The 24,397-nt window shown below is 69.8% G+C and carries 26 protein-coding genes; 8 read left to right on the plus strand and 18 right to left on the minus strand.

What is annotated here, in order from left to right; all coding sequences use genetic code 11:
- Positions 1-22 precede the first annotated feature (22 nt).
- Together AC1D29_RS13710 and AC1D29_RS13715 are read right to left on the minus strand one after the other, a co-directional pair.
- A complete protein-coding gene (locus AC1D29_RS13710) occupies positions 23-478 on the minus strand; it encodes a hypothetical protein (RefSeq protein ID WP_477898174.1) in 456 nt (151 codons plus the stop codon).
- The gene (locus AC1D29_RS13715; protein ID WP_477898176.1) at positions 475-888 is read right to left on the minus strand and encodes a VOC family protein; all 414 of its coding nucleotides are present in this window, start codon (positions 886-888) and stop codon (positions 475-477) included. The genes AC1D29_RS13710 and AC1D29_RS13715 overlap by 4 nt, the downstream gene beginning before the upstream one ends.
- Positions 889-1,225: 337 nt before the next feature.
- Here AC1D29_RS13715 and AC1D29_RS13720 point away from each other — a divergent pair, with 337 nt between their 5' ends.
- The 3 genes from AC1D29_RS13720 to AC1D29_RS13730 are packed head-to-tail and all read left to right on the plus strand — an operon-like array spanning position 1,226 to position 3,482.
- Positions 1,226-1,825, plus strand: coding sequence for an RNA polymerase sigma factor (locus tag AC1D29_RS13720; RefSeq protein ID WP_477898178.1), 600 nt, complete (start codon positions 1,226-1,228; stop codon positions 1,823-1,825).
- On the plus strand, positions 1,822-2,325 hold the full coding sequence (locus AC1D29_RS13725; protein WP_477898180.1) for a hypothetical protein: 504 nt from the start codon (positions 1,822-1,824) through the stop codon (positions 2,323-2,325). Before AC1D29_RS13720 ends, AC1D29_RS13725 begins: the two co-directional genes overlap by 4 nt.
- Before the next feature lie 20 nt (positions 2,326-2,345).
- Positions 2,346-3,482 (plus strand): hypothetical protein, encoded by a 1,137-nt coding sequence (locus AC1D29_RS13730; RefSeq protein ID WP_477898182.1) that lies wholly within the window; start codon positions 2,346-2,348, stop codon positions 3,480-3,482.
- Positions 3,483-3,488: 6 nt separating this feature from the next.
- On the opposite strand, the gene AC1D29_RS13735 is transcribed toward AC1D29_RS13730, so the two are convergent.
- The 6 genes from AC1D29_RS13735 to AC1D29_RS13760 form a co-directional block, all read right to left on the minus strand.
- Positions 3,489-5,183: a flotillin family protein gene (locus AC1D29_RS13735; RefSeq protein ID WP_477898184.1), complete on the minus strand. Its 1,695-nt coding sequence runs from the start codon at positions 5,181-5,183 to the stop codon at positions 3,489-3,491.
- A 22-nt stretch (positions 5,184-5,205) separates the two neighbouring features.
- Positions 5,206-5,832: a YqiJ family protein gene (locus AC1D29_RS13740; RefSeq protein WP_477898186.1), complete on the minus strand. Its 627-nt coding sequence runs from the start codon at positions 5,830-5,832 to the stop codon at positions 5,206-5,208.
- A 34-nt stretch (positions 5,833-5,866) separates the two neighbouring features.
- A complete protein-coding gene (locus AC1D29_RS13745) occupies positions 5,867-6,535 on the minus strand; it encodes a PspA/IM30 family protein (RefSeq protein ID WP_477898188.1) in 669 nt (222 codons plus the stop codon).
- Position 6,536: 1 nt separating this feature from the next.
- Positions 6,537-7,040 (minus strand): hypothetical protein, encoded by a 504-nt coding sequence (locus AC1D29_RS13750; RefSeq protein ID WP_477898190.1) that lies wholly within the window; start codon positions 7,038-7,040, stop codon positions 6,537-6,539.
- 97 nt (positions 7,041-7,137) lie between these two features.
- On the minus strand, positions 7,138-8,190 hold the full coding sequence (locus AC1D29_RS13755) for a homocysteine S-methyltransferase family protein (protein ID WP_477898192.1): 1,053 nt from the start codon (positions 8,188-8,190) through the stop codon (positions 7,138-7,140).
- Between the two features lie 46 nt (positions 8,191-8,236).
- On the minus strand, positions 8,237-9,127 hold the full coding sequence (locus AC1D29_RS13760; RefSeq protein ID WP_477898194.1) for an alpha/beta fold hydrolase: 891 nt from the start codon (positions 9,125-9,127) through the stop codon (positions 8,237-8,239).
- A gap of 108 nt (positions 9,128-9,235) precedes the next feature.
- Here AC1D29_RS13760 and AC1D29_RS13765 point away from each other — a divergent pair, with 108 nt between their 5' ends.
- The 3 genes from AC1D29_RS13765 to AC1D29_RS13775 all read left to right on the plus strand — a co-directional run bounded on the left by AC1D29_RS13765 (position 9,236) and on the right by AC1D29_RS13775 (position 12,463).
- A complete protein-coding gene (locus AC1D29_RS13765; protein ID WP_477898196.1) occupies positions 9,236-10,819 on the plus strand; it encodes an ABC transporter substrate-binding protein in 1,584 nt (527 codons plus the stop codon).
- Positions 10,820-10,961: 142 nt separating this feature from the next.
- Positions 10,962-11,861 carry a LysR family transcriptional regulator gene (locus tag AC1D29_RS13770; protein ID WP_477898198.1) on the plus strand — a complete coding sequence of 300 codons (900 nt, stop codon included), beginning with the start codon at positions 10,962-10,964 and terminating at the stop codon, positions 11,859-11,861.
- The gene (locus tag AC1D29_RS13775) at positions 11,858-12,463 is read left to right on the plus strand and encodes a M15 family metallopeptidase (RefSeq protein WP_477898200.1); all 606 of its coding nucleotides are present in this window, start codon (positions 11,858-11,860) and stop codon (positions 12,461-12,463) included. Before AC1D29_RS13770 ends, AC1D29_RS13775 begins: the two co-directional genes overlap by 4 nt.
- On the opposite strand, the gene AC1D29_RS13780 is transcribed toward AC1D29_RS13775, so the two are convergent.
- The 3 genes from AC1D29_RS13780 to AC1D29_RS13790 form a co-directional block, all read right to left on the minus strand.
- Entirely contained in the window at positions 12,435-13,511 is a 1,077-nt protein-coding gene (locus tag AC1D29_RS13780; protein ID WP_477898202.1) for a GNAT family N-acetyltransferase, read from the minus strand. The two genes, AC1D29_RS13775 and AC1D29_RS13780, sit on opposite strands and share 29 nt — an antisense overlap.
- A 56-nt stretch (positions 13,512-13,567) precedes the next feature.
- Positions 13,568-13,957: a hypothetical protein gene (locus AC1D29_RS13785; protein ID WP_477898204.1), complete on the minus strand. Its 390-nt coding sequence runs from the start codon at positions 13,955-13,957 to the stop codon at positions 13,568-13,570.
- A gap of 206 nt (positions 13,958-14,163) precedes the next feature.
- A complete protein-coding gene (locus tag AC1D29_RS13790; protein ID WP_477898206.1) occupies positions 14,164-15,138 on the minus strand; it encodes a helix-turn-helix transcriptional regulator in 975 nt (324 codons plus the stop codon).
- An 87-nt stretch (positions 15,139-15,225) separates the two neighbouring features.
- Between AC1D29_RS13790 and AC1D29_RS13795 the strand changes: the two genes are divergently transcribed.
- Positions 15,226-15,819 carry a hypothetical protein gene (locus tag AC1D29_RS13795; RefSeq protein WP_477898208.1) on the plus strand — a complete coding sequence of 198 codons (594 nt, stop codon included), beginning with the start codon at positions 15,226-15,228 and terminating at the stop codon, positions 15,817-15,819.
- A 4-nt stretch (positions 15,820-15,823) separates the two neighbouring features.
- Here the strand turns inward: AC1D29_RS13795 and AC1D29_RS13800 are convergent, their stop codons facing one another.
- The 5 genes from AC1D29_RS13800 to AC1D29_RS13820 all read right to left on the minus strand — a co-directional run bounded on the left by AC1D29_RS13800 (position 15,824) and on the right by AC1D29_RS13820 (position 21,689).
- Positions 15,824-16,144 (minus strand): hypothetical protein, encoded by a 321-nt coding sequence (locus AC1D29_RS13800; RefSeq protein WP_477898210.1) that lies wholly within the window; start codon positions 16,142-16,144, stop codon positions 15,824-15,826.
- A 68-nt stretch (positions 16,145-16,212) separates the two neighbouring features.
- Positions 16,213-17,550, minus strand: a complete 1,338-nt coding sequence (locus AC1D29_RS13805) for a C13 family peptidase (protein WP_477898212.1) — start codon at positions 17,548-17,550, stop codon at positions 16,213-16,215.
- A gap of 134 nt (positions 17,551-17,684) precedes the next feature.
- Positions 17,685-17,921 (minus strand): DUF1653 domain-containing protein, encoded by a 237-nt coding sequence (locus AC1D29_RS13810; RefSeq protein WP_477898214.1) that lies wholly within the window; start codon positions 17,919-17,921, stop codon positions 17,685-17,687.
- 25 nt (positions 17,922-17,946) lie between these two features.
- Positions 17,947-20,796, minus strand: coding sequence for a peroxidase family protein (locus AC1D29_RS13815; RefSeq protein WP_477898216.1), 2,850 nt, complete (start codon positions 20,794-20,796; stop codon positions 17,947-17,949).
- A gap of 95 nt (positions 20,797-20,891) precedes the next feature.
- Complete coding sequence (locus AC1D29_RS13820) at positions 20,892-21,689, minus strand: hypothetical protein (protein ID WP_477898218.1); 798 nt, start codon at positions 21,687-21,689, stop codon at positions 20,892-20,894.
- Positions 21,690-21,765: 76 nt separating this feature from the next.
- Between AC1D29_RS13820 and AC1D29_RS13825 the strand changes: the two genes are divergently transcribed.
- Entirely contained in the window at positions 21,766-22,803 is a 1,038-nt protein-coding gene (locus tag AC1D29_RS13825) for a S66 peptidase family protein (RefSeq protein WP_477898220.1), read from the plus strand.
- Here the strand turns inward: AC1D29_RS13825 and AC1D29_RS13830 are convergent.
- Together AC1D29_RS13830 and AC1D29_RS13835 are read right to left on the minus strand one after the other, a co-directional pair.
- The gene (locus AC1D29_RS13830) at positions 22,800-23,579 is read right to left on the minus strand and encodes a substrate-binding periplasmic protein (RefSeq protein WP_477898222.1); all 780 of its coding nucleotides are present in this window, start codon (positions 23,577-23,579) and stop codon (positions 22,800-22,802) included. The genes AC1D29_RS13825 and AC1D29_RS13830 overlap by 4 nt on opposite strands.
- A 30-nt stretch (positions 23,580-23,609) precedes the next feature.
- Entirely contained in the window at positions 23,610-24,380 is a 771-nt protein-coding gene (locus tag AC1D29_RS13835; protein ID WP_477898224.1) for a substrate-binding periplasmic protein, read from the minus strand.
- Positions 24,381-24,397 lie beyond the last annotated feature (17 nt).

A 24,397-nucleotide genomic window follows, 5' to 3' on the forward strand; every position in this document is an offset into this window, starting at 1 on the left:
GCATGAGCCCATGCGTTTGCCGTCAGCGCACGGGCGGCCCGAGCAGGCCCCTTCGCGCCGCCAGCGCGATTGGCAGCCCGAACACGAAGCAATGCGCCGCGATCGCGGCCGCATCCAGCCTGGGCGGCCAGGCCGGCGTGTGCAGCGCCGACAGCGGCAGCACGACGTTGTTCATGCCGAAGTAGACGACGAAGCCATAGGCCAGCCCGGCGGCTGTCGCATTGCGCAGCAGGGCCGGCAGCCGCAGCGCCACGACGCAGAAGATGGCGGCCCAGATCAGCGCGATGCCGTAGTGCAGCCCCACGCCCAGCGCGAAGGTCTGCGGCCCACCGCTGAACGCAGCCTCCTTGCCGATGAGCCCTGCGGCAACGGTCTGGAAGACCTTGAGCTTCATGCCGTAGTAGCTCAGCGCGAACACGAGGTCGCCGGTGCCGGCCAGCAGGCCGCCCCAGAGGATGGCGCGGGTCAGCGGCTTCATTGCACAGCCCCCGGTGGTCCCTTGAGCTCGACGACATTGCCCTCGGGGTCGCTCAGGTAGATGGACGGTCCCTCGCCTTCGGCGCCGTAGCGGCTCTCGGGCTTGCCGGCCTGCACGCCATGCGCCGCCAGGTGGGCACGGATCTCATCCGCGTCGAACGGCTCCACGCGCAGGCAGAAGTGATCCATGTTGCGGCCCTCGACGCCGGGGGCCGCGCCTCCCATGCGGCCCAGCTTGCCGTCCACCGGCACGAGGTCGATCAGCGAGCGGCCCGCGCGCAGCTGCACGAGGCCGACGGCATCCTGGCGCAGCTCCACGGTGCAACCCAGCGTGTCGACATAGAAGCGCTCCATCGCGTCCAGGTCGATGACGCGCAGCACGAGGTGGTCCAGGCCTTGCAGCTTCAGCATCCGGCGGTCTCCTTTGGGGTGTGCAGCATCATGCCGCGGGGCCTGCTGCCGCTGCGGCGATGGGGCGCGAAGGCCCTTCGCAAGTGGCCAATCAAGGCGCAGTGCGCCGCCCGCACTCATGTGCGGGCAAGCGCTGCAACGCAGAGTGGCTGCTTGCGGGGGGCCTTCCCGAAGGGTTGTGGCCGAAAGGGCCACAACGCGACCCGTTGACGTAGTGTCAGCAGGCCCCTGCCCCATGCCGAAAGTGACGACGGGTTTGTCCTGAGTAACGAGCCGGGGTCGCCGCGCTCAATAGAGGCATGCACCTCCTGCAGGCCTCTTCCACATGCTGTCCGACATGAGTTGGCTGACCCGCCTCGGCTTCGTCGCCCCCAGCTCGTCCGCACGCGCCGACGAGGCCACGCTGCTGGCGCGCCTGGCCGCGGGCGACGCCGAGGCGCTGGCGCTGCTGTACCGGCGCGAGAGTGGCTCGGTCTACCGCTACGCGCTGGCCCTGGCCGGCGACGAGGCGGCTGCGCTGGACGCCGTGCAGGAGGCCTTCGCCCAGCTCCTGCGCGGCCCGCAGACCTACCAGCCCGGCCGCGGCTCTCTGGGCGCCTACCTGGCCGGCATGGCCCGCCACCAGCTGCTGAGCCAGTGGCGCGACGCGCGACGCCATGTGCCGCTGGACGATTCGCTGGACGCGGACGACAACGCCGAGCCCATGCCGGCCAGCGATGCCCGCCTGACACACCACCAGCAGCACGACAGCCTGTGGGCCGCCATCCGGTCCTTGAGCTGGCCGCAGCGCGAGGCGCTGGTGCTGGTGGACCTGCAGGAGCACAGCTACGACGCCGCCGCGGCGGTGGCCGGCGTCAGCGTGGACGTGCTGCGCACCCGCCTGCACCGCGCACGCCAGCGCCTGGCCGAGCTGCTGGCCGTGGGAGAACGCCCATGAACACCGAAACCACACCCGCCTGGCTCGCATCCGCCCGCGCCGATTTCAGCCGGCTGCGGCCCGATGCCGAACAGGACGCCGAGCTGCTGGCCCGCCTGACGCGCCAACTGCAGGCACGCCATGCATCCGCCGCCGACGAGCACGAGCCGCGCTGGCTGCGTCGCCTGGCCTGGGGCAGCGGCGTGCTGGGCGCCACGGCGGCGCTGCTGCTGAGCGCGATGCTGCTGCTGGACCCACCCGACGGCCACGTCGAGACGGCGGCCAGCGCCGGCAGCGGCTTCATCCCGCTGGTGCCCGAGCGTGAGTTCCGCGCGGCGCTGGGCGCCGCTGGCGACGGGGGCCGCAATGCCGCCGTCTGGCTGCAACCCGCCGAGCTGCCGCGCGAACGGCTGGCGCTGCTGGGCCTGCCCTTTGATGCCGCGCGCGCCGACGAGACGGTGCGCGCGGAACTGATGCTGCACCCCAGCGGCCAGGTGCTGGCGGTGCGCTTCCTGCCTTGATGTTGTCGACGGAGACCCTGATGAAGAACACCTTGACGAGCCTGACGCTGACGGCGCTGGCGGCCTCGGCCGGCGCGCTGGAGCCCGACACCTTGCAGCGCGACATCGAGCGCGAGGTCAATGTCGCGCTGGCGGAGCTGCCACGGCAGCTGGCGCTCGGGGACCAGGCGCTGACGTTTGCCGGCCGCGAGCTGGAGGCCGAACGCGTCGTGCGCGGCGCGCCGTATTGCGCCACGGCCGTGCACGAGAGCATCCAGCCGCTGGGCGACGGCAACCGCATCGTGCGCAAGCAGCAGAGCCAGCTCTGCCGCGACGGCGAAGGCCGCACGCGCCGCGAGGTGCAGCGCGAGGGCGGGCCCAAGGTCGTCTACCTGAACGACCCTGTGGCCAAGGAGAGCTGGGTCATCTACCCCGACCAGAAGCGCGTGCAGCGGCTGCGCGGCAACGCGGTGTGGATGCAGGGCGGCCATGACGAGGCGCTGTCGGCCTGGCAGGCCTCCATGCAGGACTGGGGCGAGCGCATGCGCGACCAGGCCGGCCGCTGGAAGGAATGGGCCGGCCGCGTGGCCGAGCGCGCCAAGGCGGCGGACGTGGAGCGCATCCGCAGCCGCGCCGCGAACGGCGAGCCGGGCATCGTCATCGAACGCGAGCTCGCGCTGCCCGCCACGGCCGCCAGCGGCGCCAGCGCGCCCGTCGAGCGCCGCCGCGAGCTGCGCGTCATCCACGCCAGCGAGATGCCCATGCCGCCGGCGTTGATGGCGCCGCCCGTGCCGCCGGTGCCCCCCGTGCCACCCGTCCCGCTGATGCTGCAGCTGCCCATGCAGCCACGCAGCGGCGGCGTGACGACGGCGCTGCCGGCCAAGGAGATCGACGGCGTCAAGGTCAACGGCGAGCGCACGACCTGGACGGTGGAGGCCGGCAAGATCGGCAACGAGAAGGCCATCATCAGCACCCGCGAGGTCTGGCGCAGCCCGGAGCTGATGCTGACCGTGCAGAGCCGCGACGCCGACCCGCGCAGCGGCGAGCAGAACTACCGGCTGGAGAAGATCAGGCGCGGCGAGCCCGACCCGGCGCTGATGAAGCCGCCGGCCGAGTTCAGCGAGACGCCGCGGCGCAGCGCCCGGCCGGCCGCGAGCGCACCTGCGCGCGCCTCCTGAGCCGGGCTACTCCGCCGCGTTGGCGGGCGCGGCAGGCACCATCGGCTTCAGCATCGACGCCAGGTTGTTGGCGATGCCCGTGATGCCCTGATTGGACAGACCGGCATCGTGCATGACCGCGTCGACGATGGGCTTGGCGATCTGGTACTGCAGCGCCGAGTTCATGACCTGCTCGGGGAAGGTGGCGCCGTTCGCGGTGCCGCCGCCGTCCGAGCCGCCCTGGCCGGGCATGCCGTTGACCTGCACGATGCGGATGGAGTCGATGTTCTCCATCGGCTTGACCGCCTCGGCCAGGATGGTGGGCAGTTGCTGCAGCAGCTGCGTACGCACCTGCAGGTCCACCTGCGCGGCCGACAGCGTGTTGAGCGCCTCGTTGATCGCACGGCGGCCCTCGGCCTCGGCGATGGCTGCCGCCTGCTTGGCCTTGGCCTCGATGGTCAACGCCTCGGCGCGGTCGATGGCGGCTTCCTTCTCGGCGGACGCCGACACCTTCACCGCGATGGCGTTCTGCTCGGCGTCCTTGCTCGCCTCGATCAGCTGGATCGCCTTGTCGCGCTCGGCCACGGCCACCTGGCGCGCGGTGTTGACGGTTTCCTCGGCCTTCACGGCTTCGGCGCGGGCCAGGTTGGCGGCCGCATCGGCCTCGGACTGCTCGCGCGACTTGGTGGCGATGGCGATCTGCGTGTCCTGGCGTGCGATCTCGACCTGCTTGCGCTGCTCGGCGCGCTTCATCTCGGTCTGGCGCTCCTGCTCGATCTCGCGGGTCTGGATGACCAGCGTCTTCTCGATCTCGGCGGCCTTGATCTCGCGCTCGGCCTCGATGCGGCGCTGGCCCACCTGGCGCTCGGCTTCGATCTTCACCGTCTCGGCCTCGCGGGTGCGCTCGGCCTGCTGCGACGCGATCTGCGCGGCCTGCTCGGCGCGCGCCATCTCGATCTCACGCTTCTGCGACAGCGACGCGAACTCCTGGTCCTTCTCGATGGTCAGCTTCAGGCGCGAGGCTTCCAGGTTCTTGGTACGCACCTGCACCTCGGTGTCCTGCTCGACGTCGTTGCGCTGCTTGCGGCGCGCCTCGGTCTGCTCGGTCAGCCGCGTCAGGCCCTCGGCATCGAAGGCGTTGTTGGGGTTGAAGAACTGCTTGTCGGTCTGGTCCAGGCTGGTCAGCGACACGGACTCCAGCTCCAGGCCGTTCTTCTCCAGGTCTTCGGCCACCGCGTTCTGCACCGCCTGCACGAAGTCGCGGCGCTTGTCCTGCAGTTCCTGGATGGTCATGGTCGCGGCCGTGGCGCGCAGGCTGTCGACGAACTTGTCTTCCACCAGCGCCTTCAGCTCGTTGGGGCTCATCGTGCGCGCGCCCAGCGTCTGCGCCGCCGTGCTGACGGCTTCCTCGGTCTGCTTCACGCGCACGAAGAAGGCGGCCGTCACGTCCACACGCATGCGGTCCTTGGTGATCAGGCTTTCGCGCTCGCGGCGCAGCACCTCGAGCTTGAGCGTGTTCATGTTGACCAGCACGCGCTCGTGGAACACCGGCAGCACGATGGCGCCGCCGTCCATGATGACCTTCTGACCGCCCAGGCCGGTGCGCACGAAGGCCAACTCCTTGGTGCTGCGCTTGTACAGCCGCGCGAAGACGAAGCCGATGGTCAGCAGTCCGACCAGCGCGATGCCGGCAATGACGGCGATGTCGATGATGTTGTCCATTCTTTGAATCTCCCTCTCGGTTTCAGATCAGGTTGGGATGCGGATTGGCAATGCAGCGGTAGAACGGCCCCGCTTTGCGCACGATCAGGATCTGCGCGCCTTCCTCGAAGACTTCGTCGTCCAGGTCGGGTTCGACCATCAGGTAGTGCGTGCGCCCGTAGGCATCGCGCACCCGCGCCTGCGCCGCCAGGCCGCGGCGCGCCTGGCCGCCGCTGACGACGCCGGCCCGGCCGACGAGCGACTGCTCGCTGACCGCGCTGGTCTCGTCACGCGGGATGATGTGCGCCACCAGCGACCCCAGGCCGCGCACCGTGGCCAGCCCCGGCGGCACGGCCAGCAGGCCGGCGATCCACGCGGGGATGAAGCCGCCCAGCAGGTTGAACGCGACTTTCTGCAGCGCGTAGCCGAACAGCGCGTAGCCCAGCAGGAACAGCAGCAGCAGCACCAGCGCCGGCACACGGCCCAGGTGCAGCCAGCCCAGCACGCGGTCCATGCCGGACTCCGGCACCGCGTGCGGCAGCAGGTCGTCGATGACGTTGCTGGGGCTGAGCGCGACCAGCATGCCCAGGCCTTCCAGCAAGGCAATGGCCACGATCAGCGCCACGGCGACGCCGAAGGGCAGGGTCTCGGGCGAGGTGAACAGGTTCATCGACACGTTCCTGGGTTGCGACCGGGCGTGAGTGTCAGGCCTGGCCGGCCTTGATCTGCGCCATGCGTTCCGCGATCTTGTGGTCGCGCACCAGCTGCTCCAGTTCGCTCAGGCGTGCAGCCTGGTCCAGGCTGCCGGCGCGCTGCGTGCCGTCCAGGCCCGTCTGACGCTGGTAGATCTTGTCGAAGGCGTCCGTCACCTTGCCCAGGCGCTGCTCCACGTTGGACTGCCCCACCGGCTGCGCGGCGGACTCGGTGGCCGCGCGGCTCTTGCGGAACTCGGCCAGCGCCTCCTGCATCTCACGCTGCTTGGCCAGCAGCGCGGCCGTGAAGCCCTGCAGCTCCTGCTCCTGGCGGGCCAGGTCGGCCAGCGTCGTCTCCAGCACCGGGATCTGCGCCTCGATGTCGATCTGTCGCGACACGGCCGCACGTGCCAAGTCCTCGCGCTGCTGCGTCAGCGCCTGGGAGATCTGGTCACGCAGCTCCTCGTGGCTGCGGTTGAGCTTGGCGTGCTGCTGCTGGGCCAGATGACGGTTGGCACTGACGATGCCCAACTCGTGCCGCACCTCGTCGACGACACCCTCCGCCTCGCGGATGGCCTGCTCCATGGCGGCCTGCGGGCTGAGGTCCTCGATCTTGTCCAGCAGCGCATGCACGCCGCCGGCGATCACGCGGCCCACACGGGTCTTCAGGGAATCGGCCATCTCACGCTCCTTGGGTGATGTTGAGGGTCGAGGCGAGCTCGACGGTGGCGGTCAGGTGGCGACGCACCACCTCGGGGTCGAACGCATGCGCGGCACTCGTGGTGGCCTGGCGCAACAGGGATTCACTCAGCAGCGCGGCGCGACGCACCAGCGCGTCTTCCAGCTTGACGGCTTCGTGGGCGGTCGTGGGCGCGCTGCTGATGACCAGTGCCATCAGCGTGGTGACCTGCTCGACCAGCAGATTGAGCACCTCTGAATGGCGACCTTCGCTGCCTTCGATGCGCACCAGCGCATCGCGCAGCCGGTGCGTCAGCTCCCGCGCCCAGCCATGGGCGGCCACGTAGTCGAAGGCGCCATCGTGCTGGCGCTTGAGCTGGCCCAGCAGCACGCGCAGCTTGTCGCTGTTCGTCGTGGCGCCGTCCACCTGCAGCTGCGCCAGCCACAGGTACAGGTCGCTCGGGATGCGAGCCGACAGCGGCTCCATCGTGATCGTCTGCGTCGCCATGCGGCACCGCCTTCAAATGAGTTCCAACGAACACGAATGTATTCGTTTGAATTCATTTGTCAACAACCCGTCTTCGCGGGCGCAGACCGGGCGCCGGCTAGGCCGCGTCCAGCATCTGGCTGAAGAACTTCTCCCCGCTGACCCGCGGCTTGTAGGCCGACACGGCCTTGGCAATCGCCGCAATGTGGTCCGGCGTCGTGCCGCAGCAGCCGCCGGCGATGTTCAGGAAGCCGGCCTTGGCGAATTCGCCCACCAGCCGCGCCGTCACGTCGGGTGTCTCGTCGAAGCCGGTGTCGCTCATCGGGTTGGGCAGGCCGGCGTTGGGGTAGCAGCTGACCGCCACGTCGCCCGCCACCTTGGCCAGCTCCTCGATGTAGGGCCGCATCAGCGTGGCACCCAGCGCGCAGTTCAGGCCGATGGCGATGGGGCGGGCGTGGCGCACCGAGTGCCAGAAGGCGGTGACGGTCTGGCCCGACAGGATGCGGCCGGAGGCGTCGGTCACGGTGCCGGAGATGATGACCGGCAGGCGTTCGCCGGTGTCTTCCATCAGCTCGTCCAGCGCGAAGATGGCGGCCTTGGCGTTCAGCGTGTCGAAGATGGTCTCGACGAGGAAGAGGTCGCAGCCGCCTTCCAGCAAACCCTTTGCCTGCTCGTAGTAGGCGGCGCGCAGCGTGTCGAAGTCGACGTTGCGCGCGCCGGGGTCGTTGACGTCGGGGCTGATGGACGCGGTGCGCGGCGTGGGGCCCAGCGCGCCGGCCACGTAGCGCGGCTTGTCCGGCGTCGAGTACTTGTCGCAGGCGGCGCGGGCCAGCTTGGCAGCCTCGACGTTCATCTCGTAGGCCAGGCCGGCGAGGTCGTAGTCTTCCTGCGCGACCGACGTGGCACCGAAGGTGTTGGTCTCGATGAGGTCGGCGCCGGCGGCCAGGTATTGCTCGTGGATCTCGCTGAGCACGTCGGGCCGCGTGAACATCAGCATCTCGTTGTTGCCCTTCAAGTCCTTGTGATGGTCCTTGAAGCGCTCGCCGCGGTAGTCGGCCTCGGAGAGCTTGTAGCGCTGGATCATGGTGCCCATCGCGCCGTCGAGGATGGCAATGCGGTTCTGCAGCAGGGCCGGCAGGCCCTGGGCGCGGGTATAGGCGATGGACTTCATGGCGCCATTTTCGCAGCCCGTGAAAAGCCGCGCCAGACCGGGCGCATCAGGCGTCGCTGCCGAAGAACTCGGCCGCCTCGGTCAGCACCACGTCCGGTGCCTCCTCGGCGATGTAGTGGCCGCTGTCCACCGCACGGCCGCTGGCGTGGTCGGCCGCGGCCTGCCAGAGCGTCAATGGCTCGAAGCAGCGGCCGACGACGCCGTTCGCGCCCCACAGCACGCGCAGCGGCTGCGTGACGCGCCGGCCGGCGGCGCGGTCGGCGCGGTCGTGGTCCAGGTCGATGCCGGCGCCGGCGCGATAGTCGCCGCAGACGCCCGCGGCCGAGCCCGGCCGGGCCATGCAGCGCTCGTACTCGGCCCAGGCCTCGGGCGCGAAGAAGGCGCCGCCACGCCGGCCCATGCCGTCGCGCAGATAGGCAATCGGGTCGGCCTCGATGAGCCGCTCCGGCAGCGGCGCAGGCTGGATCAGGAAGAACCAGTGCCAGTAGGCGCGGGCAAACGCCTCGGTCGTGCCCTCGTACATGGCCAGCGTCGGCGCGATGTCCAGCAGCAGCAGCCGCGTGACCGCCTGCGGGTGGTCCAGCGCCAGCCGGTGCGCCACGCGCGCGCCGCGGTCGTGGGCCAGCACGGCGAAACGCTCGTGGCCCAGCGAGCGCATCAGCGCGACGGCGTCCAGCGCCATCTCACGCTTGGCATAGGCCACGCTGCCCTCGCCGGCCGGCGGGCGGCCGCTGTCGCCATAACCGCGCAAGTCCATCAGCACGACGCGGCGCGTGCGCGCCAGCACGGGCGCCACGCGGTGCCACATGGCCATCGTCTGCGGGTGGCCATGCAGCAGCAGCAGCGGCGGCCCCTCGCCGTCCCGGGGGCCGCCCTGGCGGGCAAACAGCGTGACGCCGTCACGTTGAACACTGCAGGATTCAAAGCCGGTCCACATCGCGCCATTGTGAAGTCGCGGGGCAGGCCGGCTGTATAACATTCGGTTATGGAAGATGCGTGCCGCCGAGCTTGCCGCATCGCCAAGCGCTTCAAACAATCGACAGCCATGAACATCCTCCCCCGCCTCCTGCTGTCCTGCCTGCTGCTGGGCAGCGCCACCGCCGCCCTGGCCCAAGGCAAGCCGCTGGTCTACTGCGCCGACGCCAGCCCCGAGGGCTTCGACCCCGGCCTGTGGGACAGCGCCAGCACCAACATCGTCAGTGCGCAGATGTTCGACGGGCTGCTGGGCTTCAAGCGGCCGACGACGGAGCTGCAACCCAAGCTGGCCACGAGCTGGGAGATCTCGCCGGACGCCAAGGCCTTCACCTTCAAGCTGCGCACCGGCGTGAAGTTCCACAGCACGCCCTGGTTCAAGCCCACGCGGGACTTCAACGCGGACGACGTGGTGTTCACCTTCAGCCGTTTCATCGACCCCAACCATCCCTTCAACAAGGCCTTCCCGGCCGTCTTCGTCTACCCGCAGAACCTGGGCCTGGCCAAGCTCATCGACGGCATCGACAAGGTCGACGAGCACACGGTGCGCTTCCGGCTGAAGCAACCGAACGTGACCTTCGTCGCCAACTTCGCCTTCGCCTGGGCCGGCATCCAGTCGGCCGAGTACGGCGCGCAGCTGCTCAAGGAGGGCAAGGCCAGCCAGATCAATGTGCAGCCGGTCGGCGCCGGGCCGTTCATGTTCAAGAGCTACGCCAAGGACGACGTGCTGCGCATGACGGCCAACCCCGACTACTGGGGCGGCAAGCAGCCGACGCAGAACCTCGTCTTCAGCATCAGCCGCGAGCCCAATGTGCGCGTGCAGAAGATTGCCGCGGGCGAATGCCATGTCACCGCGGCGCTGCGCGACGTGGACGTGGGCTCGCTGGCCGGCAACGCCAACGTCAGCATCGAGAAGATCCAGGCGCTGAACATCTCGTACCTCAGCTTCAACCTGAAGAAGCCGCCCACCGACAAGCGCGAGGTGCGCGAGGCGCTGGACATCGCCATCGACCGCGACGCCATCTTCAAGGCGCTGTTCCCGCGCGGCGACGCGATGCAGGCCGTCAGCGCCTTCCCGCCCGCCATCCCCGGCTACAACAAGAAGCTGAAGAACGAGTTCGACCCCGCCAAGGCCAAGGCGCTGCTGGCCAAGGCCGGCTTTCCGAACGGCTTCGAGATCGACCTGTGGGCCTTGCCCGTGCAGCGCCCCACCAATCCCAACGGCCAGCTGATGGCCCAGCTCATCCAGCAGGACTGGGCCAAGATCGGCGTCAAGGCCAGCATCAAGACCTTCGAGTGGGGCGAGTACCTCAAGCGCGCCAACAACGGCGAGCACAACGTCTACATGAGCGGCTGGAGCGGCGAGACCGGTGACGCGGACGACTTCCTGACGCCCAACCTGAGCTGCGCGGCCAACAAGAGCGGCGTCAAGTTCTGCAATGCCGAGTTCGAGAAGCTCATCGACGAGGCCCGCGCGACGCCCGACCCGAAGAAGCGCATCGCGCTGTACGAACGCGCGCAGGAGATCTTCAAGCACGAGCGGCCGTGGATCACGATGGCGCATTCCACCGTCTACATCCCGGTGCGCAAGGACGTCGTCGGCTTCAAGATGGCGCCCAACGGTTCCGTGGACTTCGAAGGGGTGTACCGCAAATGACCGTCGCGGCCGTCGTGCATTGCCGGGCCGAGCGCCGGGCCGCCCCAAGCCGGCCCTCACGATCAGCGGCCGGGCTCCTGGCCCTGCTGTTGATCGGCCCCCTCGGGGGGCGGACCAGCGTTCACGCTGGGCCGGGGGCACCATGCGTTTGAGGCACATCGAGGTCTTCCACGCCATCATGCAGGCCGGCACCATCAGTGGTGCGGCCCAGCTGCTGCACATCTCGCAGCCTGCCGTGACCAAGGTGCTGCAGCACTGCGAACTGCAGCTGGGCATGGCGCTGTTCGACCGCGTGCGCGGCAAGCTCTACCCGACGCCGGAGGCGCAGCGCCTGTTCGTCGAGATCGACAAGCTCAACCGCGACCTGGTCGGCATACGCCGGCTGGCCGCCAACCTGAAGAGCGGCGAGAGCGAGCAGGTGCGCCTGGTCGCCACGCCCGCGCTGGCCATGGCCATCGTGCCCGCGGCGATGACGCCCTGGTGCAAGGCCTTCCCCAACGCCAGCTGCTCGCTGGCCACGCACCACACGCGCGAGATCGTGTCGGCGCTGCTGCTGGGCGAGGCCGACCTGGCCTTGTCGCTGCAGGACCCGCGCCACCCCGGCATCAAGGCCGAGACCATCGCCAGCGGCGCGATGGTGGCGCTGTGCCCGCTGGGCAGCCCCGAGGCCCAGATCGACGGGCCGCTGAGCCTGGCCGACATCCGCTCCGAGATCGTGGGCCTGCAGAGCGACGACCCGCTGGCCGGCATGCTGCACCATGCCGGCGAGGCGCTGGGCCAGCCGCTGGCCAGCCGCATCACCGTGCAGACCTACCAGCTGGCGCGCGCGCTGGTGGAAGCCGGCGTGGGCATGACGCTGGTGGACCCCTTCACCGCCGCCAGCGCCGACCTGGCCAAGCTGCGCATCCGGCCGCTGAACCCGACCGTCACCGTCAACCTCTACCTGCTCAGCGCCGCCAGCGCGCCGCTGGGCCAGGCCTCGCGCCGCCTCGTCAAGTTCATCACGGCGGCCGCGCAGACCCACCTCGCCCGACTGCCATGATCCGCATCGAGGACATTGCCGGGCACGCGGACTTCCGGCCGCTGAGCAGCCTGAAGCACGGCATCGCCGCGGACCTGCGCTACGCCACGGCCGACAACTTCGTGGGTCATGACGTCTACGCCGGCATTGACTGCGCTTGGCTGCGCCGCGAGGCCGCCGACGCGCTGGAAGGCGCGGCCGCCTGGCTGGCCGAGCGCCGCCCCGGCTACCGCCTGCTGGTGCTGGACGCACTGCGCCCGCAGCGCGTGCAGCAGCGCCTCTGGGACGAGCTGCAGGGCACGCCGCTGACGATGTACCTGGCCAACCCCGAGCGCGGCTCCATCCACAGCTTTGGCATGGCGGTGGACCTGACGCTGCTGGACCCGCAAGGCCGCGAGGTCGACATGGGCAGCGGCTTCGACGAGATGACGCTGGCTTCCCACCCCGACCACGAGGCCGAGCACCTGGCGCTGGGCACGTTGACGCCGCAGCACCTGGTCGAGCGCGGCTGGCTGCGCGCGGCGATGCGCGAGGCGGGCTTTCACGGCATCACCACCGAATGGTGGCACTTCGACTTCGGCGACCGCGTGGCGGTCAGGCGGGATCTGCCGCGGGTGCTGTGACGCCGGCCTGCGCCACGGCAACGCGCTTGGCCATGAAGACGCTCAAGGGGTCGTCGGCGTAGTCGCCGAACGGGCCGCAGCGCTCGAAGCCGCAGCGCTCGTACAGGCGCAGCGCCTCCGGCTGGAAGGGACCCGACTCCAGCGTCAGCAGCGCGCAGCCGCGCGCCACCGCCTCGGCTTCCAGAGTGGCCAGCAGCCGCTGGGCCAGGCCCTGTCCACGCGCCACCGGGCTGACGAACAGGCGCTTGAGTTCGCCGAACTCGGGGTTCAGCACGATGGCGCCGCAGCCCACCGCCCGCCCCGCTGCGTCCCGGGCCACAGCGAACACCACGTTCGGCTGGGTCAACGAGCCCAGATCCAAGGCATATCGGGCTTCGGGCGGGTAGAGGCTGTCCTGGTAGGCATCCAGCTCGGCGATGAGGGCGATGACGTCGGGTTGGTTGGCGGATTCGAAGGTGATGCTCGTCAAGCCCAGGGCTCCATGGTGATTGCGCACGGCGTCAGGCTTCGGCGCCATGCTGCTTTGCAGGGCCGAAAGCTCGGCCAGCGCGCGGCGTGAGGATTCCTGATTTGGCGCATTGAGTTCGATTCGAATGGCGAGGGCTTCCGAGATTCGAGCCTCGGCCTCGGTGAACCGCTGCTGCTCCACCAGGCTGCGGCCCCAGTGGTGCAACGCAAGCGCTTCGAGCCGGCGCCAGCCGTGGGCCCTGGCAGCGTCGATGGCCTTGACAAAGTACGGCTCGGCTTCGGTCCGCTTGCCGCAGTACTGAAGCGCGGTGGCATAAGCGTTCCAGAACCAGCCGGAGGGCTCATGCTGCGCATGGGCTTCGGCGAGATGCAGGTGCTGTTCGAGCAGCTGCGCCGCTTCCGCTTCCAGACGCGCGGTCGTGAGCAGGCCGCCCAGGTCAGCCGCGGCGTCGACAACGGCGAGGGCGTCGCCAGTTTGGACTGCGGCGGCCAACTTGGCGCGCATGTCGGTGATGCTGCTTGCCAGCGCAACCGGATCGGGCGCGCTGAATCGCATGAATTCGGGAACGGAATGGGGCACGGTATTCCAGCGACGTTTTGCATGACCCGGCTTGCCCGGCGAAGGTCATTCTCAGCCTAGAACGGATGGGCCCGAGCCTCAGACCGGATGCGCAAGGGCTCAATGGCCTCGACCACCCGGTAGCCACTCTCCACATACGCCTCGGAGCTCAAAACCATCTTGCTCTCCAGCATGGCATCGAGCTTGTAGCCACCTTCTCCGCAAACGAGAAAGCGGAATTCATGGGTGCGCCCAGGCTGGAGGTCCCGGACGGGAAGCGTACTGGTGCAGCCACAGGCGGAAAGATGCAAATTCACCAGACTGACAGGCGAAGCGGTTCGGTTGTCGACGACTACAGAAACAAGGGGAGAGCCCCAGCCGCGTGTGGCTGAAGTGACGGCTCCGCCGACGAAACCGATAGCGCCAGCTGCGATGGCGGCGACTGTGATCTTTGAGAGGATGCCCATACGCTCCGCTGCGTGTGCTTCGCAAGGCCTCAATGTTTGAAGTGGCTGCCAGGCAGCCGCCGCTGCACAACATCGACGCGGCTGCTGCAAGTGTTTGATGACCAACCACTATGCCAATGAAACATCCGCACTAACGGCGTGAAGTCACGACATATCCATCCGTTGGACGGGTGCAGCAAACAAATCTCATTGCCAGCGTGCCGAAGCTATGCACGCACATTCCGCCGTGCCAGCTCCCTCGCCCATGCCGCCACCCTCTCCCGCAGCGCCACCGGCCCAATGGCCTCGGCATCAGGCGCCAGCGACATCACCAGCCGCGCCGCCTGGTCCACGCTTTCTATGGGCAGGTTGACCCGCGCCCAGCGCTGCGCGCCGGCCGGCTTCTCGGCCACGGCCGCCGCCACGGCCTGCGCGGCGTAGCTGCCCTTCTCGGCCAGCCTTCGGCGGCCCTCAGCGGTGATGCGGAGAACGGCAACCTCGGGCCGCAGCTCGCGCTCGAAGCGCTGCAGCGAGGCCTGCCACCAGGTTGAAAGATCGAAGTCGGCCGGGCGCTCGAAGCTGGCTTCGCCCACGCTCAGCGACTGGATGTTGGCCACCTTCAACGTCAACGTGCGCGCACCGGCGCGCGCCACGGCATACCAGCTGCCGCCCTTGAGCACCAGGCCCAGCGGCTCGGCCTTCCAGTCGCGCTCGCCCTTCCAGCTCAGGTAGCGCAGCTCGACGCGCCGGCACTCCAGCACCGCCTGGGCCAGCGCCGGCAGATGAGTGGCCGGCTCACCGCCCTGGTACCAGTCCAGCGGGTCCACGTGCAGCCGCGCCTGCAGCCGCCCGGCCAGCGCGGCCGTGTCGCCGGGCAGCGCGGACTGCAGTTTGAGCCGCAGCCGCTGCGACGCGCCACCCAGGCCCAGCTCGCTGGCCGCGCCGGGCAGGCCCAGCAGCGGCAGCGCCTGCGCCTCGTCGCCCAGCAGGCCGTTGAGCCGCGTGGCGAAGCCCTCGCGCAGCTTGAAGCCGCCGCCGCGGCCGCGCTCGGCGTAGACGGGCACGCCGGCGGCCGACAGCTCGTCGATGTCGCGCAGGATGGTGCGCACCGACACCTCGAACTCGCGCGCCAACGCGGGCGCCGTGATCTGCGGCCGCAGCTGCAGCAGGATCAGGATGGAGAGCAGCCGGCTTGCGCGCATGTTCTCGATGAGACGCCATAAAACATGACGCCGATTGTCATGTCATGCCGCGCAGCATGCGCCACCTCGACTTTCACCGAGACGCGCATGACCGACTCCAACGAACGCCGCCGCCTGCTGCAAGCCGCCGCCGCGCTGGCGCTGACCCCGAACGCTGGCGCCGCCCCCGTCGCGCCTGCCGAGCCTCAACCCGGCCCGGCGATGACCGGCAACCTGCCCACCACCCGCACGCCCGGCAAGCCGGGTGACTTCGACTTCCTGACCGGCCGCTGGAAGATCGTCAACCACCGGCGCCGCAACGGCGCGTGGGATGCGTTCGAGGGAGAGGCCACGGTGCACGCCATCCTGGCCGGTATCTGCAGCGTCGAGGAACTGCGCATCCCTGCCCGCCAGTTCAGCGGCATGGGCCTGCGACTGCTGGACGTGAAGAAGGCGCAGTGGTCCGACTTCTGGGTCAGCGCGGCGTCGGGCGAAATGGGCGCCCAGGGGCTGAAGGGCAGCTTCGAGGGGGGCGCCGGCATCTTTGAAGAAGCCTCCGAGGAGGATGGCAAGCCCGTGCTCTATCGCAGCGTCTGGGACCTGATCACGCCCACGGCCTGCCGCTGGCAGCAGGCCGCGTCGCGGGACGGCGGCAAGAGCTGGATGCTGGATTGGTCGATGGACTGGACGCGCGTGGGTTGAGCGCTCAGCGCTGCGGCGGTGGCACGGCGGCCAACGCGTTCAGCACGTCGTTCAGCTGGCGCTGCGAAGCCCCGCCAACGTCGCCGCCTCCTTGCGCCTGCCGGTGGCGATGGCTGGCCAGCACCTCGCCCACCGCGTGCAAGGCCTCGTGCCGCGTGCTGCCCTGCTGCTGCAGCCGCGCCATCGCGCGAACCACCGGTCCGTCGCCCTGCGAGATCAGATCTTCCACCACCACGTGCAGAGCCGCGTGCGACTTCAGCGGGCCGACGGCGAGCCGCTGCACCGCATGAAGCGCCGTGACTTGCCGCAGCTTGTCGTCCGGCACGCAGGACCGCCAGCTGGGGTCAGGGGGAGATTGGCGTCGTGCATGTGTGCGCTCCCTGGCGCGGCAGTTCAACGTGCGGGCGCGGCGCCCGCCTGCTGGCGAGCCAGTCGTTCCAGCACGGGTTGGATGCCCTCACCCACACTGATCTGCGGGTTGGAATAACCGTCGCTCTTGCCCGCCTCTTTCTCGCGCACCTCGATGAGCTGGCGCGCCTGCGCGTGCGCTTCCCTGAAGGACCACGTCTCGCGCAGCGCGTCCTCGTACATGGCCCGGCCGAAGAAGGTCAGCTCGGAGCGCTTGCCGCAGCCGTAGGAGGTGTGGTCGGCGTCGGCCGCCGTCATCACCAGCGTGCCGTCGCCGGCCAGCGGGGCGATCCAGCTGCCCGAGTAGCAGGCCGACACCGAGATCACGCGCCAGCGGACGCCGGCCTCGTCCAGCCACGCTTTCAGCAACAGCGGCGTCACGGGGTCCGTCTGCAGCGGCCAGGTGTTGCTGGCCAGCTTGCCATCCGCGCCGCCGTGCGAGGTCAGGTGCAGAAACAGCACGTCATGTTCCCGGTCCATCACCGCAGCCATGCGGGTGATGGTCTTGCGCAGGTTCAGCGGCGTGGCCCAGGGCAGCGTCGTGGCGGTGGCCGGGTTCACCACCAGTTCCACCAGCCGGCCGTCCGCGCCGAACCGCTCACGCATCGTCTTGCTCACGACAGCGCTCTCGCGCATGAAGACGTCCTCGGCGGCGTACGGCGCGTAGGTCAGGGCATAGACATTGACGCGATGGGCGCGCGGCGGCTGCAGGGCGCCCAAAGCCTGCGCCAGCAACCGCGGCTGGTTGTCGACGACCTCGTCGGTCATCGGCAGGCCCGCGTAGGCTTGGGTCTCCGCGGGTGGCTCGCTCCACCAGAACACCGGCGGCGCCAGCCAGCCGTTCAGCATGAACGGCATCGGCGTGAGCAGCAGGATGGCCGTGCGCGCCAACCGGGACGCCGCGACACGCCACAGCAGGCGAATCTGCGCCAGCGCCGGCCAGCTCATCGGCAGCAGCCACAGCGACCACTGCAGCGTCGAAGGCCATTCGTCCACAGGACCGAACGCATCGGTGAGGGGCACCACGCCGGCCGTCACGCCTACGCTCAGCAGCAGGTGGGCAGCGCACAGCAGGGTGAACAGCGTGGCAGCGGTCGGCGCTCGAACATCGGCGGGCCGAGCCGACCTCACCACCAGCCAGCACAGCCACGCATTGATGGCGATGCCCGCCCAACCCTGAAGAAAGCCAGTCCAGACCGGCCTTGCCGCGCCCTCCGCCAGCATCCGCTGCACGAGGAACGCGACCGCATAGCTGGCAAGCACGAACCCGGCCACCGTCGACGGGCGAGCCTCCAGCCCATGCCAGCGCGGCGCGCCGAACAACAGCACGCGTGCGCCCTGATGCAACCAGCCGCGGCCAGGCGCAGCAGCGGCCGCAGCCGCTCCCGCAGTGTCGGGCGCCCGCTGTCCGTCATCCATCCGCCAGGCCCTCCCTGCAAGGCATCCCGGCGATGCGACTAGCCAATGCGCTCAAAGCGCTGCCGCACGACGCCGTCGACCGCCAGTGTGCCGGTGAACATCTCGTGAGGCCGCACCCACCAGCCGCTGTCGTTGTACAGCGGCCGGTAGACGACCACCGCCTCCAGCGTCTCGCTGTGGCGGGCGACGGCCATCACTTCGTATTCGCCGCCTTTGTAGTGGCGGTAGCGGCCGGGCGTGAGGGTGGGCAGTGCGGGCAGGTCGGATTCGCTCATGCCCGCATTGGATCAGCAGATCAGCTCAGGGCAGCTTGAAGGCCGTGTCGCTCTCCGCGCCGCGGCGTGGCTGCCAGCCCAGGCCGTAGTACTCGCCGCGGTCGCGCGCCCAGGGGTCGAAGGCGTTGACGACGCCGGCCAACTCCGGCGCCAGCTCTGGCACCGTGCGCAGCAGCACGCGCTTGAACGGCGACACCTCGACGCGGTGGCCGTTGCTCTGCTTCGGCTCGAACTGCTTGCCGGTGGCGCCGTTGTTCATGACCCATTCCACGCCCAGCTTGCCGTAGAACTCGGGCCGGAAGCTGCTGGTGAAGAAGCGGTCGCTGAACAGCCGCCGCGACGCGTTCAGGATGAAGACCTGGAACTGCGTCTCCGAGATCGCATAGCCATGCGGCCGCGTGAACTCGGCTAGCCAGCCCACCACCGTGTCCACGTCTTCGATGTTGTCGACCAGGCTGCCATCGGGTTTGCCCAGACAGTCGTTGATGGCGCTGCCGTCCAGGTTCTTCTGCGCGGCCGTGATGACCTTGCTGGCGTCGCATTTGTGCTGGCCGTAGATGCTGCGCAGGTCGGCAATCACCTTGGTCTGGCGAACACGCTCGGGCGAGTCAGCCGGCAGGCGCGCGTCGATGAAGTCGTCAAAGCTCGTCAGCTGGCGCAGGCCGTACTGGCGCCGGAACTCGTTGAAGCGCGGCACGCCGTGCTCGCGGTCGCGGATCAGGTCCAGCGCGTTCACGTCGATCTTGCCGGTGCTGCTCTGCAGCCGCGGCAGCGGCAGGTTCTGCAGGAAGGCCGGGCTGTTGCCCAGCGTCAGCAGCCCCAGGCGCTGGCGGCCCATGGACAGCGCCCAGTCGGCGGCGCCTTGGCTGGCCAGCGCGCCGGTGGCCTTGCTGCGGAAAGTCTCGATGACCGGCACCTTGGCGGCAATGCGATTGGGGTCGGCGTCCCAGTGGCGCAGCTCGATGAGGTCGGGCACCAGCGCGTGCAGGCGGTAGACGCTGACGAACTCCTCCGGGAAGTTGAACGGCGAGCCGAAGTGGTTGACGCCACCGTTCACATGCTCGGGGTTGGCCAGGTTCCAGATGTCGTCCTTGGTCGCGTCGTGGCGTGCGAACAGGCGGTCGCTGGTGTAGACCCGCGCGCCCAGGCCGAAGATGCCCGGCCCCGACGCCAGCGCCGAGTACCACTGGCCGGCCTTCTTGGCGTCGGTGCTCTTGCCGAAGTTCTGCACGACGACCGCCTCCAGCGCGTTCTCCACCCATTGATGGCCGTCGAACAGGCCGCCCCAGTTGGCGTTCATCGCCAGGTTCAACGGCTCGTCGTAGAGCAGCTGCGGCGTCCACTCGATGGTGTGGATCTTGGCGATCTCGGCCGCGACGACGAGGCGGGCCACCTCGAACAGCACGTCGGGCGTCACGTCGCGGTAGCGGATCACATCGGCCGGCCGGGCCGGGTCGCGCAGCCCCGAATCGTCATCAAGCGCGGCGGCCGCGCGGCGGCGGAATTCGGCGACAAAGGCGTTGTGCTCGCGCGAGAAGATCGTGTGATAGAAGCCGACGCCAATGCTCCAGTTGTCCGGGAAAGCCGCCGTGCCCTGCCCCGCCCACTGCGGGTTGATGGGGTCGCCGGGGCCGAACACGGGCAGCTGGCCCAGTGCCTCGCCCGCGCCACCGCGCGCGCCGGGCAGCAGCAGCAGCCGGGCCGGGTCGGCCGGGTCGCGCTTCACGCGCTGGCGCGACGTGCCGTCGTGGCCGTAGATCTGCGACGCATCCCACCAGGCCGTGGTGTTGTTGGCATGCGTGCGGAAGGCGCGCGCCAGCGGCTTGCTGCCGTCCGCCGCCGTGTAGCGTGGCGGTGCATTGCCTTCGGCGACGAAGCTGCGGTCGATGCGGTCGTCGGGCCGGCAGCCCAGCCGGGCCGCATCGCCCGTGCAGCCGACCGGCATCCACTTGGGTTCGTTGCGGCCCTCCTCCATGTGCGAGAACCAGTCGTGCGTCATGAACTGGATCCAGAACGCCGCCAGCACATTGAAGAAGGGCGCCTTCTGGTAGTCGCAGTGGGCGTCCGCGGCGGCGCCGGGCAGGCCCTGGCCGTCGCGGCATTTGGCGGGGTCGCTCTGCGCGCGCGTGAACAGCTTGCGGCTGATCAGCTGCGGGTCGGGCTGCAGCAGCGACAGGCGGTCGCCGTGGCGGTTGCGGGCCAGCGTGTCGTCGCTGATGTCGGGATAGGTCGCCTCGAACTGCACGTTGCGCGCGAACAGCGCGCCGCTGGAACCCATCTTCGGGTTGCGGATGTCGTTGCAGACACCGCTCAGCTGGCGCCAGCGGATCAGCTCGCCCTGGCACAGCTGCGGCCCTTCTCCGCCCACGGCCGCGTAGAAGGGCGACCCCGCCGGCAACCGCATCGAGGGCCAGGTCTTGATGGCGGTGCCGGGCACGCCGTCGCGGCCCAGCGCGTAGTCGGCGAAGGAGCCCGAGTTGTCGAACAGGTTGAACTTGATCAGTTCCATGCGCTGGTATTCCAGGTCCAGCAGCGCGCCGTCGACGCCGCGGCCGTTGGGGCCGAGATGACTCCCGACGCCGCTTGTGCCCGGCAGCAGCGACGCGCTGTCGCCCGTGGCCCAGTAGTTGGACCAGTCGACAAACGGCGTGGGCCGAAAGGCCGCGGCCTTGTCGCCGCCGCGGCAGCGCGCGACCTGCTCGCCGACCTTGCCGTTGAAGCGCTCGCCGCGCTCGTCGGCCACCTTGCGAAAGCCGCCCAGCACCATGGCCGAGCAGTTCGCCGTGTCGTCCAGCGTGGATTTGGGCGTCGTGCTGATGCAGCCGGTCAGCAGCAGCGACATCACCGTCAGCAACCCGGTCAGGCAGAGCTTCATGCGCGTCTCCTCATGTTGTTCTTCGCGGATCGCGCAACATAGCGAGGACGCCACCGCAGCGTCAATCCTGCGGAAGACGGATGAAACCGCGCCGGCTAGCCCGGCGGCACCCGGCAGGCACCATCGGCCTTGGTGGCCTGGGACTGCCGGCACAGCTCGCGCCACAGCTTCATGGCGAAGCCGTTCTCGCTGCGCGCGAAGGCCGGCAGCGCGCCGACGTGCAGCCGGCGGCGCTCCACGACGGGGCCGAACCTGACCACCTCGCGCGCCAGCGCCGGGTCCTGGCGCAGCCGCTCGTCCAGGTGATAGGTGTGAACCAGCAGCAGCGGCGTGCGCCCGGCCAGCAGCTTCTGCAGCGCGCTCTCGTGGCTGGGCGCGGGCTCGGTCGGCCAGCCGCGCTCCTGGGCCAGCATCTCGGCGCGGGTGCCGGCACTCACGCCGACACGGGCCTTGGCCGGCAACAGCGGCAGGCCGTCACCGTCCACGCGGCCGCCCGCCAAACCGCGGCGCGCGTAGAAGGCGTAGTCGACATGGCCCAGGCTGAGGTCGAACTCGCGCTTCGGTCCGACCGGCGGGGGCAGCGTCAGCAGCGCCGCGATGGGACCACCCTCGCCCACGCCGGCGACGAGGTCCAGCTGGCCGGTCTCCACCATGGCGCGCACGCGGCGCGCGGGCAGGCGCAGCAGCTCGGCCTTCTCCAGACAACCCAGTTGGCGCAGCGACGCGCGCACCCAGTCGACCAGCAGGCCGGGCGGCCGCGCGAAGTCGTCACCCTGGCCTTGCAGGAAGGGCTCGGCCGGTGCGTCGGGGAAGGCGATGCGCAGCCGCTCCGGGCAGGCCTGGGCGCGGGCGGCGCCGGCAGCCAGCAGCGCTGCCGTCATCAGGACGGACACAATGCCACGCGAGGTCGAAAGGCCCACGCAAACAAGTATGCGGTTAGCCCGTCATTTCTGACTCTGGACAAGCGACATGAACCCGTCCCGCCGTCAACTACTGCACTTCAGCGCCACCGCCGCGAGCCTGCTGGCCGCCGCCCCACCCGCCCGGGCCGCCTCCGGCGCCCTGCTCGCACCGCGGCTGCGCCCCGGCGACACGCTGGGCCTGGTCAGCCCAGCCAATGCCACCTTCGAGCGGGAACCGCTGAAGATCGCCATCGAGTCGCTGCAGGCGCTGGGCTTCAAGGTCAAGCCCGGCCAGCACGTCGCCGCGCGGCGCGGGCCGTTCGCCGGCAGCGACACGCAGCGCGCCGCCGACGTCAACGCGATGTTTGCCGACGACTCGGTGGCTGGCATCCTGGCGATGACCGGCGGCTCAGGCTGCAACCGCATCGTCGACCAGCTGGACTACGGGCTGATCAAGCGCAAGCCGAAGTTCTTCGGCGGCTTCAGCGACCTGACCTGCCTGGTCAACGCCATCCACCGCCAGACCGGCCTGGTCGCCTTTCACAGCCCGGTGGCCGTGTCGGAGTGGAACGACTACTCGGTGCAGAGCTTCAAGGCCATCGCGATGAACGCCGAGGCGGCCGTGCTGCGCAACCCGGTCCTCAAGCCCGTGGACGACCTCGTTGCGCGCGAGGAGCGCATCACGACGATCCGCACCGGCAAGGCGCAAGGGCGGCTGGTGGGCGGCAACCTGACGGTGCTGGCCTCGCTGGCCGGCACGCCCTACTTCCCGGACTGCCGCGGCGCCATCCTGTTCCTGGAAGACATCAACGAGTACATCTACCGCATCGACCGCTGCCTGTCGACACTGCGGCTGGCGGGCGCCTTGAGTCAGCTGGCCGGTGTCGTGCTGGGCCGCTTCACCAAGTGCGAGCCCGGCGACGGCTACGGCAGCCTGACGCTGGACGAGGTGTTCGACGACTACTTCCTGCCGCTGAACGTGCCCGTGTACCGCGGTGCCGCCATCGGCCACATCAAGCGCAAGCTGACGGTGCCGGTGGGCGCGGTGGCCGAGATGGACGCCGACGCCGGCACGCTGCGGCTGCTGCAGCCGGCCGTGCTTTAGGGCTTCACGCAGGCCGCCGCCGGCAGCCCGTATCCCTTGAGCAGCTCGGCGGTGCGGCCGCTGCGGCACAGCTCGTGGAGCGTCTTCGCCAGGGCCTGGGCCTGGCTCAGCTCGATGTTCTGGCGCGCCAGGCCGAAGGAGTAGCCAAAGGCCTTCACCAGGCCGGCCGGCTGCAGGTTGCGCAGGCCGTCCTCGCGCATGAGATGCAGCGCCACGGCCTCGTTGGCGAGGGCCAGGCCGTCTTCGCCATAGCGGCCCGCCGCCAGCTTGCGCAGCACGGTGCGGTTGTCGGGCTCGATCTCGCTGTGCGTGCGCGGCACGCCATCGATGAGCTGCTCCAGCGTCAGCGCCGTCGCCGACGGGCCGTAGGCGCCGATGACGCGGCCGGCCAGCGTCTGCGGGTCGCCGCCGTACTGGAGGCCGCTGCCCACACGTGCAAACAGCACATAGCGCGCCTCGATGACTGGCGGCGACACATGGAAGTACTGGCGCCGCTCGGGCGAGTCGACGACGGTGAAGATGCCCTCGACCTCGCCACGCTGGGCCATGCCCAGTGCGCGCCGCCAGGGCAGCACCTCGACGTCACAGCGCCAGGCCAGCCGTGCGCAGGCGGCCTGCAGCACGTCCACCATGGGCCCCGCCGCGCGGCCGTCGGTCGCGAAGGTGTAGGGCGGGAAGGGCTCGGTGACGAAGCGCATCGGCGTCTGCGCGCCGGCGCCTTGCAGCAGTGCCAGCAGGCCCGCCGCGCCGGCAAGTCTCACACCCCACCCAGCCATGCGGGTCTCCCGTCGAGTCCGGCTTGCATCCTAGGGCTTGGTGCACTCCGACGCGGGCAGGCCGTAGGGCTTGAGCAGCTCGGCCGTGCGGCCGCTGCGGCAGAGGTCGTTCAGCGCCTTCGTGAAAGCGAGCGCGTCCGCGGCGTCGACGCGCTCGCGGTTCAGGCCGAAGGCGTAGCCGAAGCGCTTCACGACGCCGGCCACGCGCAGGCCGGCAATGCCCTCGTCGCGCATCAGCTGCTCGGCCACGGCATCGTTGGCGAGCGCCAGGCCGTCGTCGCCATAGCGGCCGGCGACCAGCTTGCGCAGCACGGTGGTGTTGTCGGTCTCGATCTCGGCGCGCGCGTCCGGCACGTCGGCGATCAACGCCTTCAGCGCATCCTCGGCGGCCGACGGTCCGTAGACCCCCAGGGTGCGGCGCGCCAGCTGCCGGGCGTCGCCGCTGAACTGCAGCGCATGCGCGGCGCGGGCGAACAGCACATAGCGCGCGTCGATGACCGATGGCGAGACATGAAAGCGCGGCCGCGTGGTGGGCGGCGTGACGATGGCAAACAGGCCCGGCACCTCGCCCGCCTGGGCCATGCGCAGCGCACGCCGCCAGGGCAGGATTTCGACCGGGCAGCGCCAGCCCAGGCGCGTGCAGGCGACCTGCAGCACGTCCACCATGGGCCCGGCGGGCTTGCCGTCCACGACATAGCTGTAGGGCGGCAGCGCCTCGGTGACGAAGCGCATCTCGCGCGGTTGCGCCTGGGCCGACCCGGCCGCCAGCAGCAGGCCCAGCGCCACGCCGCTCTTGCTCATGCTCACCCCTCCTCTCG

It is taken from the genome of Roseateles sp. P1_C6 (genome assembly GCF_056406315.1).

Bases quoted from the DNA above. Each gene is read 5' to 3' on its own strand.
- AC1D29_RS13710 (WP_477898174.1), bottom strand. From the start codon at position 478: ATGAAGCCGCTGACCCGCGCCATCCTCTGGGGCGGCCTGCTGGCCGGC.
- AC1D29_RS13715 (WP_477898176.1), bottom strand. From the start codon at position 888: ATGCTGAAGCTGCAAGGCCTGGACCACCTCGTGCTGCGCGTCATCGAC.
- AC1D29_RS13720 (WP_477898178.1), top strand. From the start codon at position 1,226: ATGAGTTGGCTGACCCGCCTCGGCTTCGTCGCCCCCAGCTCGTCCGCA.
- AC1D29_RS13725 (WP_477898180.1), top strand. From the start codon at position 1,822: ATGAACACCGAAACCACACCCGCCTGGCTCGCATCCGCCCGCGCCGAT.
- AC1D29_RS13730 (WP_477898182.1), top strand. From the start codon at position 2,346: ATGAAGAACACCTTGACGAGCCTGACGCTGACGGCGCTGGCGGCCTCG.
- AC1D29_RS13735 (WP_477898184.1), bottom strand. From the start codon at position 5,183: ATGGACAACATCATCGACATCGCCGTCATTGCCGGCATCGCGCTGGTC.
- AC1D29_RS13740 (WP_477898186.1), bottom strand. From the start codon at position 5,832: ATGAACCTGTTCACCTCGCCCGAGACCCTGCCCTTCGGCGTCGCCGTG.
- AC1D29_RS13745 (WP_477898188.1), bottom strand. From the start codon at position 6,535: ATGGCCGATTCCCTGAAGACCCGTGTGGGCCGCGTGATCGCCGGCGGC.
- AC1D29_RS13750 (WP_477898190.1), bottom strand. From the start codon at position 7,040: ATGGCGACGCAGACGATCACGATGGAGCCGCTGTCGGCTCGCATCCCG.
- AC1D29_RS13755 (WP_477898192.1), bottom strand. From the start codon at position 8,190: ATGAAGTCCATCGCCTATACCCGCGCCCAGGGCCTGCCGGCCCTGCTG.
- AC1D29_RS13760 (WP_477898194.1), bottom strand. From the start codon at position 9,127: ATGTGGACCGGCTTTGAATCCTGCAGTGTTCAACGTGACGGCGTCACG.
- AC1D29_RS13765 (WP_477898196.1), top strand. From the start codon at position 9,236: ATGAACATCCTCCCCCGCCTCCTGCTGTCCTGCCTGCTGCTGGGCAGC.
- AC1D29_RS13770 (WP_477898198.1), top strand. From the start codon at position 10,962: ATGCGTTTGAGGCACATCGAGGTCTTCCACGCCATCATGCAGGCCGGC.
- AC1D29_RS13775 (WP_477898200.1), top strand. From the start codon at position 11,858: ATGATCCGCATCGAGGACATTGCCGGGCACGCGGACTTCCGGCCGCTG.
- AC1D29_RS13785 (WP_477898204.1), bottom strand. From the start codon at position 13,957: ATGGGCATCCTCTCAAAGATCACAGTCGCCGCCATCGCAGCTGGCGCT.
- AC1D29_RS13790 (WP_477898206.1), bottom strand. From the start codon at position 15,138: ATGCGCGCAAGCCGGCTGCTCTCCATCCTGATCCTGCTGCAGCTGCGG.
- AC1D29_RS13795 (WP_477898208.1), top strand. From the start codon at position 15,226: ATGACCGACTCCAACGAACGCCGCCGCCTGCTGCAAGCCGCCGCCGCG.
- AC1D29_RS13810 (WP_477898214.1), bottom strand. From the start codon at position 17,921: ATGAGCGAATCCGACCTGCCCGCACTGCCCACCCTCACGCCCGGCCGC.
- AC1D29_RS13815 (WP_477898216.1), bottom strand. From the start codon at position 20,796: ATGAAGCTCTGCCTGACCGGGTTGCTGACGGTGATGTCGCTGCTGCTG.
- AC1D29_RS13825 (WP_477898220.1), top strand. From the start codon at position 21,766: ATGAACCCGTCCCGCCGTCAACTACTGCACTTCAGCGCCACCGCCGCG.
- AC1D29_RS13830 (WP_477898222.1), bottom strand. From the start codon at position 23,579: ATGGCTGGGTGGGGTGTGAGACTTGCCGGCGCGGCGGGCCTGCTGGCA.
- AC1D29_RS13835 (WP_477898224.1), bottom strand. From the start codon at position 24,380: ATGAGCAAGAGCGGCGTGGCGCTGGGCCTGCTGCTGGCGGCCGGGTCG.